The organism is Aequorivita todarodis, from assembly GCF_028561335.1.
Lineage (GTDB): Bacteria > Bacteroidota > Bacteroidia > Flavobacteriales > Flavobacteriaceae > Aequorivita > Aequorivita todarodis.
On sequence record NZ_JAQQTG010000002.1, the window covers coordinates 57,785 to 70,997 of the forward strand.

At 42.6% G+C, this 13,213-nt stretch carries 9 protein-coding genes; all 9 read left to right on the forward strand.

Annotated features, from left to right (window positions below):
• Positions 1-49 precede the first annotated feature (49 nt).
• The 9 genes from POV26_RS00575 to POV26_RS00615 all read left to right on the forward strand — a co-directional run bounded on the left by POV26_RS00575 (position 50) and on the right by POV26_RS00615 (position 13,203).
• Positions 50-1,351, forward strand: coding sequence for an APC family permease (locus POV26_RS00575; protein ID WP_272854551.1), 1,302 nt, complete (start codon positions 50-52; stop codon positions 1,349-1,351).
• Complete coding sequence (locus POV26_RS00580) at positions 1,348-2,160, forward strand: DUF6090 family protein (protein ID WP_272854552.1); 813 nt, start codon at positions 1,348-1,350, stop codon at positions 2,158-2,160. Before POV26_RS00575 ends, POV26_RS00580 begins: the two co-directional genes overlap by 4 nt.
• 242 nt (positions 2,161-2,402) lie before the next feature.
• A complete protein-coding gene (locus POV26_RS00585; RefSeq protein WP_272854553.1) occupies positions 2,403-3,542 on the forward strand; it encodes an FIST signal transduction protein in 1,140 nt (379 codons plus the stop codon).
• A 170-nt stretch (positions 3,543-3,712) separates the two neighbouring features.
• Complete coding sequence (locus POV26_RS00590) at positions 3,713-4,882, forward strand: FIST signal transduction protein (protein WP_272854554.1); 1,170 nt, start codon at positions 3,713-3,715, stop codon at positions 4,880-4,882.
• A gap of 134 nt (positions 4,883-5,016) precedes the next feature.
• The gene (locus tag POV26_RS00595) at positions 5,017-6,252 is read left to right on the forward strand and encodes an FIST signal transduction protein (RefSeq protein ID WP_272854555.1); all 1,236 of its coding nucleotides are present in this window, start codon (positions 5,017-5,019) and stop codon (positions 6,250-6,252) included.
• 176 nt (positions 6,253-6,428) lie between these two features.
• On the forward strand, positions 6,429-7,499 hold the full coding sequence (locus POV26_RS00600; RefSeq protein WP_272854556.1) for a sensor histidine kinase: 1,071 nt from the start codon (positions 6,429-6,431) through the stop codon (positions 7,497-7,499).
• 2 nt (positions 7,500-7,501) lie between these two features.
• Positions 7,502-11,680 (forward strand): nuclear transport factor 2 family protein, encoded by a 4,179-nt coding sequence (locus POV26_RS00605; protein WP_272854557.1) that lies wholly within the window; start codon positions 7,502-7,504, stop codon positions 11,678-11,680.
• A gap of 12 nt (positions 11,681-11,692) precedes the next feature.
• The gene (locus POV26_RS00610; protein ID WP_272854558.1) at positions 11,693-12,064 is read left to right on the forward strand and encodes a response regulator; all 372 of its coding nucleotides are present in this window, start codon (positions 11,693-11,695) and stop codon (positions 12,062-12,064) included.
• Between the two features lie 98 nt (positions 12,065-12,162).
• Positions 12,163-13,203, forward strand: a complete 1,041-nt coding sequence (locus POV26_RS00615; RefSeq protein WP_272854559.1) for an adenylate/guanylate cyclase domain-containing response regulator — start codon at positions 12,163-12,165, stop codon at positions 13,201-13,203.
• The last annotated feature ends 10 nt before the right edge of the window (positions 13,204-13,213 follow it).

Here is a 13,213-nt window from a genome sequence, read left to right on the forward strand (position 1 = left end):
CTGTGCGCTCTGTGCCTTTGTGGTGAAAAATTCAATTAACCAACAACAAATGATTCAAAAAGAGGAAGGTTTAAAAAGAAGGGTTGGCGTATTTGGCTTATCGGCTAATATCGTCAACATCATCATCGGGTCCGGTATTTTTGTGCTGCCTGCAATTGTAGCCAGTTATATGGGAGCATCCAGCATCATTGCGTATCTGTTTTGCGGACTTTTAATGGCAATGGTAATGCTTTGCTTTGCCGAAGCTGGAAGTAAAGTTACAAACACCGGGGGGCCTTACACCTACATAGAAACCGCTTTTGGAAATTACGCTGGCTTTGTAGCTGGTTTTTTTGCCGTTGGAAGCAACTTGTTTGCAGATGCCGCAGTTTCAAATGCGTTAGTAAATGTAGTCGCTTCAGCATACCCAATATTTGAAACCGGATGGCCCCGTTTTTTGTTTTTATTTATTCTTTTTTATGGTTTGGTTTACGTCAATGTAATTGGGTTAAAGCAAGGCATAGGCTTGGTGAAATTCAATGCAATTGTAAAGCTAATACCATTGCTTTTACTAATTACTATTGGCTTTAAAGATGTATCGGTAAGCAATCTGTATTTTCAAAATATGCCAAGTCTCAAAACATTGGGTGAAACCTCGCTTATTTTATTTTTTGCTTTTCAGGGTTGTGAAACGGGAATTATTGTTGGCGGGGAAGTTGTCAACCCAAAACGAACAATTCCGAGGGCTATCTTAATAAGTATTACAACTGTTGCGGTTGTTTATATCTTGATTCAAACCGTTTCACAAGGTGTTTTAGGGGATGCTTTACCAAATTTTACAGCGGCTCCACTCGCAGAAACCGCTAAAGTAGTTTTTGGCAATTTTGGATATTTACTTTTAATTATTGGCGCCGTTATATCTATGTTTGGGTACATGAGCGGCACTATCCTTAACAGTCCAAGGATTGTTTACGCACTTTCAAGAGATAATGTAATCCCGATAAAAGCACTTTCCAAAATTCACAAATCTTATGCTACGCCATACATAGCCATTATTATTTATGCAACCATTGGCTTTATGCTGGCTGTTTCCGGCAGTTTTGAGCAATTGGCAGTCATTGCCAGTAGTTCTATGCTCATTCTTTATTTAGGCGTAGCACTATCTGTAATGAAGCTGCGTAATTCTAAAAAAGAATATTCCGGCGGATTTAAAATTCCAGGAGGTTGGGCAGTTCCCATAATAGCAATTGCTATAATTCTATACTTTTTATCAAGTCTTTCAGCAAATGAAATGATTGGTACGGGAATATTTATAGGTTCATTAACGCTTATTTTTTTCGCTATTAAATTTCTAAAAAAGAAAGTGGTATGATAAAACTCTTTAGAAACATTCGAAGAAACCTTCTCGCTGAGGGCAAGACTTCAAAATATCTTAAATATGCCATTGGCGAAATAATCCTTGTGGTCATCGGTATTTTAATTGCCTTGAGCATCAACAACTGGAATTCCAACCGTATTGAACGTCATAAGGAATCTGTGTATCTATCAAATATTCAACGCGATTTGAAAGAACAGTTCAAATCCATCGAGCAACAAATGGGTTTCGAATTTGAAATTAACAAAGCTGCGAAACCGATTATTATTTACTATAAAGCACATCACGAATTTAAGGTGGACAGTACCTTTACAGCCAGCATTGGCAAATTAAGCGCACGTATAACTTTTGTAAAAAACAACCCAACTTATATTGAACTGCTATCGTCGGGCAATATCGATATTATTAGTAATGATGGCTTTAAAAACGAGTTGATAAAATATTACCAAGAAATGGAACGTATTGAAAAAGTTATCAATAAAAACAACAATCTTTTTACCGATGCTGTATTTGTTCCCGAAATGCTAAAATTGACTGAGATTCAATCGACCGACCTTTATAAAAGAAAAATGTTTCAAGATCTCTTATCTGATATACCTGCCGAAATTTCAACTGATATCGTGAGCCTAAATGAAGCTAATTTAGAAGCCATTACTCGGTCGAATTTGCAAATTCCCGAGAAACAACTTTTAATGATTAATGCGATAAATTTCAGATATCAATTGGCAATTCTTCATTATAGGTATCTGAATAAACAAAAAATAAAAACCCAAGAATTGCTGGACAAATTGAAGACAGAGGATTAAACCTTGAGAAAGGTTCGTATAAATTTCCTGATGCCCTTTAATCAAAATAAAATGCTTCGGTAACAATTTCAAGCGTCTCGGACAGTTTTAAAATGTCTTTGTCCAAAAAAGTTAACTTCTTAAGGCATAATTTCTTAACTTTAGCATACTCCCCATAAAACACATCCCCAATTTAAAAAAAAACACGGATCAGTGCCATTGGCCTACAACGTCATGGTTTATGACCTATAAAAATTAGCATAATGAACGCAAAATCCATCAAAGGAAAATCAGTCGCAGAAATCAAGGCGGCGCTGGAGAAAGCCACAGAAAACGGTTTCAAGCCTACCCTGGCAATCTGTTTTATTTCAAAAAGCCTGGACAGAATGGCCATTTGCAAACTATTGGACGAAAGGAGCATTAGCGTGTTTGGCTGCACCACCAATGGCGAATTTATAGATGAAGTTTCTGAGAAAGCATCGGCAGCCATTTTACTACTCGATATGGACAAAGAATATTTTCAACTTTATTTTGAAGAATATCCCAATGAAAATTATCGTGAGGTTGCCAGGGGAATTGCCCAAAAGGCAAAAGCAAGCTTTAAAGAGCCAGCTTTTTTAATTGGCATCAGCAATGCCGCGGCCGATGGCGAAGAAATCCTCCGCGGTATCGAGGAGGTTGCCGGCCCAGAGGTAAATGCCTTTGGCGGTGCCGCCGGCGACGACTACGCCTTTACCGAAACCTATGTTTTTACCAATGGAAAGGACAGCGGCAATGCCATGGTGTGCCTCGCCCTGGATGAGGAAAAGGTTGAAGTGCAAGGTATCGCCACTTGTGGCTGGAAAGCCGTGGGCACCGTAAAAACGGTTACCAAGAGCGAGGGCAACCACGTTTATACCGTAGATAATATGCCCGTATTGGATCTTACCGCAAAATATGGCGGCATTGAAAATGCAAGTCCACAAAACAATAATCTCCTCATTGAGATTGCCGCAAATTTCCCCTTGCAACTGCAGCGTGAAAAAGGCGATCCGGTAATGCGGCCCGGCCTGGTGGTAGATTGGGAAGACCGTTCCTATTACACCAGCGGTTCGGTGCCAGAAGGCTCAAAAGTACGGTTTTCCCTTCCCCCGGATTTTGACGTGATGGACAAAGTGGTAAAAGGGGTAGCGAATCTAAAAGCGACAAAAATGCCGGAAGCAGACGCTTTGGTGGTGTTCAGTTGTGCGGGCAGAATCTTATCGCTTGGCCCTTTAATGGCCGACGAGCTTGAAGGCATCAAGAATGTCTGGAACGTCCCCATGGCCGGAATGTTCAGCAATGCGGAACTGGGAAGAGCAACGGGCGGAAATCTGGAAATGCACAACCTGACCACTTGTTGTGTGGCTTTGAAGGAAAAGTGAAATGGTTATTGAGTTACTGAGTTATTGAGTTATTGAGTTATTGAGTTTTTTTGGCGAACAGTTCTTAGTAACTTAATAACCAATAACTTAATAACTCATATATCTAAAATGTTTAAATAATTTACATATATGGAAATAAGCAAACTATTTTCAATTTAAGACCAAACCCAATGCAAGCAAAAACCATAAAAGGACATTCCATTGAAGCTATAAAATCAGCTTTCTCTGAAAGCATATCGGATAACTTCAAACCCACCTTGGCCATCGTTTTCCTGTCCATAAAACAGGACTGGGAGACCGTCTGCAAAATATTTGAAGATCCAAAAATTGCCATCTTTGGCGCCACCACTTCGGGAGAATTCATTGATGGCGACATTGAAGAAGGAAGCATAACCGTAATGTTGCTCGATATAAATCCAGATTATTTCACACTAAAATTCTTTGAAACCGGTGAAAAGTCCACTTTTGAAAATGCGAAGCAACTGGGCGCAGAAGGCAAAAATACCTTTAAAAACCCTGCATTTCTCATCGTCACAGGATGGTTGACCGAAGAAGGTGAAAATATCGTAGAAGGTATTACGGCAGGTTTTGGCATGCCTGCCCCGTCGAAGGACGGGGTGACGATTTTCGGTGGGATGGCCGGCGACGACCTTTCCCTCAGTGGCCCGATGGTTTTTACAAAAGACAAGAGTAGCGACAAAGGACTTTTGGCACTCATTATTGACGAAGATAAGATTGAAATAAATGGCATTGCAACCTGTGGGTGGAAAGCCATTGGCACTACCAAAACCATTACCAAAAGCAAAGGGAATATCGTTTACACCATTGATGATAAACCTGCTTTGGATATGATAATAAAATACCTTGGGGTAGATTATAATTTTAGTACGGGAAATGAAATAGTTACCCAAATCGGCGCGTATTACCCATTGCAAATGGAACGTGAAGGCGTGGCCCCAGTAATGCGCACCGCAATGCTCGCAAACCGGGAAGACCGCTCGCTCATCTGCGCCGGCAACGTGCCACAAGGCTCCAAGGTCAAGTTTTCACTTCCACCGGATTTTGATGCCATTGAAACGGTTATAGAAGAATGCAACGAGTTAAAGCAGGAGCATCAACAAGAGGCTGATGCGCTCATCATGTTTTCATGTATCAGCAGACATTTGTCCTTCGGCATCTTAATGAGCGAAGAAATAAGTCAGGTAAAGCAGGTCTGGGATGCCCCCATGGTAGGCTTCTTCACTTATGGCGAATTCGGAAAATCGAAAACCGGGAAGCATGAGTTCCATAACAATACCTGCTGCGTAGTGGCCTTAAAGGAAAAATACAATGGTTACTGAGTTATTGAGTTATTGAGTTTTTTAGCGAACAGTTCTTAGCGACTTAATAACTCAATAACTCTGATATCTAAAATGTTTAAAAAATTTATAAATATCGAAATACGCAAATTATTTTCAATTTAAGAACGAACCCAATGCAAGCAAAGACCATAAAAGCAAATTCCACCGAGGAAATCAAAAAAGCGTTTCAGCATAGCATAGCGGACGCCTGCCGGACGGACGGGCAGGGCTTCAAACCTACCTTGGCCATTATCTTTCTGTCCATAAAACAGGATCGGGAGGCGGTATGCAAACTATTTGAAGATGCCAATATTGCCATCTTCGGCGCAACAACCGCGGGTGAATTTATAGACGGCGACATCGAGGAAGGAAGCATCACAGTGATGATGATGGATATGCCCCAGGCGTATTTCAAAATTGAATTTCTTGAAACTACCTTGGAAACGACCTTTCAGGATGCCAAAAATTTGGGCGCCATTGGAAAGAAAACCTTTCCCAATCCGGCGTTTATTATAGCCACTGGAGGAATATTTATCGACGGGGAACAAATCATTGATGGCATTATTGAAGGTTTTGGAAAACCTGCCAATTCTAACGGCGAAGTAACTATTTTCGGAGGAATGGCGGGAGACGATCTGGTAGCCGAAAAACCACTTGTTTTTACCAACGGGAAAAGTAAGGACAACGCCTTACTGTCCCTCATCATTGACGCCGACAAAATTGATGTTAGGGGAATTGCAAGTTGTGGCTGGAAGGCTATTGGCACTTCAAAAACGGTTACCAAAAGCGAAGGCAATATTGTTTATACCATAGACGACAAACCGGCTTTGGATATGTTAATGAAATACCTGGGCGTGGAGATAAAGCAGGAAGACAACAAAAACATAGCACCATTCCTGAATTCCTGGTATTACCCCTTGCAGGTAGAACGCGACAATGGCGATACCGTGATACGTGCTACCCGTTTTGCCAATAGCGAGGACCGCTCGCTTATCTGTACCGGCGGGGTGCCCCAAGGGGCAAAAATCAAGTTTTCCCTGCCCCCGGATTTTGATGCTATCGAAACAGTCGTTTCAGAATGTGAGAGCATTAAGGACAACGCCCAGCAACAAGCCGACGCCCTGATTATGTTTTCGTGCGTGAGCAGACATTTGTCGTTTGGAGCTTTGATGAAAGAAGAGATAGAACAGGTAAAAAATATATGGAACGCCCCTTTGGTCGGCTTTTTCACCTACGGCGAATATGGAAAATCCCTGTCTGCCGTACAGGCAGGAAAAATCGGCACTAATGAATTTCATAACAACGCCTGTTGTGTGGTGGCACTAAAGGAAAAGGCCCCCTCTAGCTCCCCGAAGGGGGAGAATAAGTAGGTTCCTCCCTCCCGATTGCTATCGGGATTCAAGGGGAAGTGTCCGCCGCGGCGGACGGAGGGGTTAAATAACTCAATAACCAGTAACTTAGTAACTTTAAAAAAGATAAAAACCTCAATGAAAATCATAAATAAAATAACAACAAAACAAGATTTCCGCCTGCGCGGGGAATTAATATGAACCAAAACCTACAGACCATCCTCGATTTTATCCAGCAGTCCGAACATCTTTCGGAAGAAGAAAAAACAGCCCTAACAAAAGCTGCAAAGGAGGCAGACCGCGCGCTGACCATTTCGGAGTTTAAATTGGAACGCACCGAGAAGGTAAAGCGCACCACCGCCATCCTGCTGGAAGAGACCATTGAGGAACTGGAGCAAAAACGAAAATCCATTGAGGAAACAAACGATGCGTTGAGCAAATCGTTGGAAGAACTGAAAGCTACGCAAGCCCAATTGATCCAATCGGAAAAAATGGCTTCCCTGGGCGAATTGACCGCGGGAATCGCACACGAAATCCAAAACCCGCTGAATTTCGTCAATAATTTTTCCGAAGTGAGCAGGGAACTTTTGGAGGAAATGCAGGAAGAATTGGATGCCGGCAACCTGGAAGATGTAAGGGAAATTGCAAGCGATGTTATTCAGAATCTAGAAAAAATAAACCACCACGGCAAGCGCGCAGATGGCATCGTAAAGGGAATGCTGCAGCACAGCCGAAAAAACACAGGCGAAAGAGAGGCTACAGACATCAATGTTTTGGTTGACGAATATCTTCGCCTCGCCTATCACGGGCTTCGTGCAAAGGACAAAAGTTTCAATGCCACGTTGGAAACGGATTACGACAATTCCATCGGTAAAATTGAAATCGTACCACAGGATATTGGGCGGGTTGTTTTGAATTTGATTACGAATGCGTTTTATGCAGCCCCCCTGCCCCCCGAAGGGGGGTTCAAAAACCAATCCCAACCCCACAAACCAACAGTATGGATCAGCACGAAAAAGAACCCCCCTTCGGGGGGCAGGGGGGCTTGGCTTATGATTTCAGTTAAGGACAATGGCCCCGGAATCCCAAAAAAAATAATGGACAAAATATTCCAGCCCTTTTTTACCACAAAACCAACAGGCCAAGGCACCGGTTTGGGCTTGAGCTTAAGCTATGACATCGTAAAAGCCCACGGTGGCGAATTGAAAGTGGAAACCAAAGAAGGCAAAGGCACCGAATTTATAATCAGCATCCCAATCAAAAAGTAAAGATGAAACTGACCAAGCAAATAGAATCGGAAGTATGCAAGGTATATGATACTTGGTTGCAAAGCTATCTCAATGGCGATGTGGAAACGTATGACCACTATTTGGATGATCACTACCACTTTATCGGTTCTACCAATAACGAGGAGTTCTTGAACAGGAAGGAAACCACAAAGTTTTTTGCAGCTACTGCCGAACAACTCGCGGGAAAGAGTGAATTGCGGAACGAAACAAAAATAATTGAGCAGTTTGGCGAACTTATTTTTATCACCCACGTCTTTGATGCATGGTTCCTAAATGGCAAGGAATGGACCTATTACAGCAGGTTCCGATTTTCAAATGCACTAAGAAAAAACAAGCACGGGTGGCGGTTTATCTACCAGCATTATTCCGTTCCGGATGGTAAGGCCGAAGAGGGGGAAACCATTGGTTATGACAAAATAAACGAAGAAAACCAAGCGCTCCGGGAAGCCATAAAACGCAGGACTTTTGAATTGGAAGCGAAAAACCGGGAACTGGAAATTGAAACAGCTTTGGAACGTGTCCGGTCCCGAACCATGGCAATGCAAAAAAGTGAGGAACTCAAAGAAGTGATTCAAACAGTTTATGACCAGTTCATCGGTTTAAAAATCAATATTGAGCATACTGGTTTTATTATAGATTACAAGAAAAATGACGATATGCACATTTGGTTGGCGGACAAAAACGAAGTTGCCACCGAGATAATTCTCCCCTATTTTGACAGTGCACATTGGAACAGTTTCAAGGAAGCAAAAGCAAAAGGGGGAAATTTCTTTGCCAATCAACTCACTTTCAAAGAAAAAAACAAATTTTATAAGGATCTTTTCAAGCTTATCCCTGATGTACCTGAAGGACTTTTGGAAATATATCTAAATTATCCCGGCCTTGCCATCTCCACGGTTTTAATGGACAATGTTGGCCTGTACATCGAGAATTTTGATGGTGTTCCCTATTCCGAAGAAGAAAATAATACGTTGATGCGTTTCGGAAAAGTGTTTCAACAAACCTACACCCGTTTCCTCGACCTCAAAAAAGCAGAGAAGCAAGCAAGAGAAGCACAAATTGAAGCAGCTCTGGAAAAAGTTCGTTCAAGTTCATTGGCCGTCCAAAAAATTGATGAATTTAATAAAGTAGTAAAAGTTGTTTTTGAAAGACTGGACGAATTGGAAATCCCTGCATACTCCGTTACCATGATGGTTCCAAAAGGAGATACGGAAGATTGGGACGTGTTTGGTTGCGGTGTAAGTGATTCTGGACTGATAACCCTGAAATTTAAACTCCCTTACTTCCCCAGTGCGATGATGGATGATTTTAAGCGAATTGGCAACCATCCTGAAGCCGGCTACACCACAAGAATCTATACCGAGGAAGAAAAAAACCAATACTACGAATATGCTTTTAACAATACCGAACTCAAAGCGCTGCCCGAAGATATAAAACAAAAGGTTTGGCAAAGTACCTCCTATGCGGTAAGCATTGCCTACGCTAAAAATTCGATACTTGTGGTAAACGATTTCGAAGGAAATATTTTGGATGAAAACCAAGCCGAGATATTAAAGCGTTTTTCAAAGGTTTTTGAACAAGCCTATATTCGATTTATGGATTTGCAAAAAGCAGAGGCCCAAGCACGGGAAGCCCAGATTGAGGCCTCACTTGAAAGGGTTCGGGCAAAGGCCATGTCCATGCAGAATTCCGATGGGCTGGACGAAGTGCTTTCCGTTCTCTGCGAACAGTTTGATGTATTGGGCATTGTTCCCATGAGCACGCACATGACGGTTTTCAATTTTGAAGAAAATACTTTTACCTTCCGTGAAACGGGAAAATTCGGTAACCGAAGTTTTGGAGAGCAAACGGTTGAGCTCGATGCCATGGACAATTGGAAGGAAACCGTTGACAAATGGAAAGCAGACAAGGCAACTGCCATAAACAAATTGCATTTCCCAAAAAAGCAATTACCTAAAGTCTGGGAAGTGTTTCATGAATCCTTTGCCTCGATGCCAGAAGGCTCACGCATCACACCGGACGATTATCCGGATGGAATTTATCACACCGCAGGAAAACACCCATTTGGCTACATTGGCATGAACCAAATCCGTCCGACAACCGAAGAGGAAGAACAGATTGTCATAAAATTTGCCAATGAATTTGGAAGGGCCTACCAGCGTTTCCTCGACCTTCAAAAAGCAGAAACACAGGCAAAAGAGGCAAAAATAGAAGCCTCGCTGGAAAAAGTGCGTTCTGTAGCGCTAAGTCTGCAAAAGTCCGAAGATATGCTGGACATCGCCAAAGTGCTGTACGAGCAATTGCTGGAACTGGGCTTTACCGAAATCCGAAATGCCATTATCGACATCCACAACAACGAGAAGGAGACCTTTTTAGACTACGATTATTCCCACGATATGTCCAGTGCAGTTACGGAATTCTCTTTCTATGGCGATCCCGTTATCGAGCAACAAATTGCAAAGATTGAATCCAGCAGTGATGCTTTCTTTGAAATTGAACTGAAAGGCAAACAATTGGATGAGCTCATAGAAACGCGCTTGCGCAATGGCGAAAAAGACGACCCACGGCTTCGGCAAACAGACCATCTTACCTATAATCTGTATTCCTTTGGGAACGGCGCCATTGGTATTTCCAACTTCGGAATTTTGAGCGAAGAACAAAAAGTAATCTTGAAACGTTTCCGGAACGTATTCACCTTCGCCTATAAACGATATACCGATCTGGCAAACGCCGAAGCACAGGCACGGGAAGCAAAAATTGAGGCCGCGCTGGAAAAGGTGCGCTCCGTAGCCCTCAGTATAAACGAGTCCACAGAACTGCTGCATATAGCAAAGGCATTGTACGAACAATTGCTGGAACTGGGCTTTACCGATATTCGCAATGCCCTCATAGACGTAAACAACGAGGATGAAAAAACCTTTTTGGACTATGATTATTCCCACGAAATGGGCGGCACCGTTACCTTGATGTCCTACGACGATGATCCCACGCTTGAAGAACAGGTACGGGTTATTGCCAATACCACCGATGGTTTTTCCGAAATGGTTCTGGAAGGCCAACAGCTACAGGATTTGATAGCGATGCGGCGAAAAAATGGCGAGGCGGATGACCCGCGTTTGCTGCAAGCCGATAGCATTTCCTATAATTTGTACGCCTTTGGCAATGGAGCCGTCGGTATTTCCAATTTTGGCACCTTGGGCAAAGATCAAAAGAACATTTTGGACCGTTTCCGCATAGTCTTCACATTTGCCTACCAGCGCTTTAAGGATCTGCAGGTGAAAGAAGAACAATCCGCTGCCCTGCTTGCCGAGAAAAAACAGTTGGAAAAAACCCTTACCGACCTTCAGCAAACCCAAAAGCAACTCATCCAAAGTGAGAAAATGGCAAGTCTGGGAGAACTCACAGCAGGAATCGCACACGAAATCCAAAATCCGTTAAACTTCGTCAATAATTTTTCCGAAGTGAGCAACGAACTTTTGGATGAAATGGAGGAAGAAATACAGAATGGCAATTTTGATGACGCAAAGGAGCTATTGCACGACATAAAACAAAACCTCGAAAAAATCAGCCACCACGGCAAACGCGCCGATGGTATCGTAAAGGGAATGCTGCAGCACAGCCGAAGCAGCAGTGCCGTAAAAGAACCCACGGACATCAACAAGCTGGCCGACGAATACCTGCGCCTCGCCTATCACGGCCTGCGGGCAAAGGACAAATCCTTCAACGCAACTTTAAAAACAGATTTTGATGAATCCATCGGAAGAGTACATGTAATTCCTCAGGATATGGGAAGGGTTATTCTCAATTTGATTACCAATGCTTTTTATGCTGTTAATGAAAAGAAGAAAAGCCCAAGAACCCCCGAAGAGGGAAAATTGTACGAGCCTACAGTTTCAATAAGCACAAAAAAGAACCCCCCTTTGGGGGGCAGGGGGGCTGGACTCGTCATTTCAGTAAAAGACAACGGCAACGGCATTCCAACACATGTTTTGGACAAGATTTTTCAACCCTTTTTTACCACAAAACCCACCGGACAGGGCACAGGGCTTGGCCTTAGCATGAGTTATGATATTGTTACCAAAGGCCATGGCGGCCAATTGAAGGTAGAGACCAAAGCCGGCGAAGGAACCGAATTTAAAATTATTGTACCAATCCATTAAATTAAAAAAGTTATGAATATACTTGTAGTTGATGATGAAAAAGATGTACAGGACCTGTTCCTGCAACGCTTCCGAAAGGAGATAAAAAACGGCGAAATGAATTTCGATTTTGCCTTTTCGGGGGAAGAAGCGCTTGATTATCTAAACAAAAACGAGCAAAAAGCCGTCCTTATTTTGAGCGACATCAATATGCCCGGAATGAGCGGTCTGGAACTTTTGGAACACATCAAACAAAAATTCCACAAACCGCCGCCAACGGTAATGATGATTACGGCCTATGGCGATGACGAAAATTATAGCACCGCCAAAAGATTGGGTGCTGATGATTTTTTGACCAAACCCGTGGATTTCAAAATGTTGAAAGAAAAATTGAGGAAGGCTTGATTTTTTTATGATACGAAATGACGGATGAACGATGAAAGAAATTTTAAAACAACATTAAAAGTCGTTTGAATTTTGAAGACGACATAAACTCAAAAATTATGGCTAAGATACTTGTAGTTGACGACGAAGCAGATCTGGAAACGCTCATAAAACAGAAATTCCGAAAACAGATCCGCGAAAGGAAATACGAATTTTCCTTTGCCATCAATGGCGTGGACGCATTGGAAAAGCTCAGTAGCGAACCCGAAACGGATATCGTTTTGAGCGACATCAATATGCCCGAAATGGACGGGCTGACGTTACTTTCAAAACTCAGCGAACTGAAACCCCTGCTTAAAGCGGTAATCGTTTCCGCCTATGGCGATATGGAAAATATCCGCACCGCAATGAACCGTGGCGCTTTTGATTTTATCACAAAACCCATCAATTTTGAAGACCTCATCATAACCATTGAAAAAACCATAAAACACAGCAATCAGTTAAAAGAAACCCTGCAGGCCATTAAAGAAAACAACATCCTGAAAATGTATGTGGACCAAAACGTACTCAACTTTATGGGCAGCCGCGAGTACGAAAATACCCTTATGGCAAACGAGACCGTTGAGGCCACAGTGATGTTCATAGATCTGTGCGGGTTTACCAAAATTAGCGAGACCGCCCCACCGGACACGGTGGTAACCATGATAAATAGCTATTTTGATGTTATGGTCGCGGAAATAATGGAACAACAAGGCTTTATTGATAAGTTTATCGGCGATGCCGTGATGGCCGTTTTCCGGGGCGATTATCATTTGGATCGCGCCCTCGATGCGGCATTGGCGGTGCGGAACAAAATAAACAAGCTCCCAAAAATGAAAGCCTTGAAGGATTTTGAACCGAAAGTCTCCATCGGCATTAAAAGTGGCGAAATGGTTTCAGGGAACATCGGCTCTTCCAGTTTAAAACGATTGGATTATACAGTAATCGGAGACACGGTAAATACGGCAGCACGTTTTCAGGATGCCGCAAAACCAAACCAGATAATCATTGGCGAAAGCTGCTACCATAAAGTGAAAGAGGCTTTTAAATGTAAAAAACTGGACAGCATCACCGTAAAAAACAAGGCCGAACCCTTATCGGTTTACGAAGTTCTGGAATAAAACCAAATCC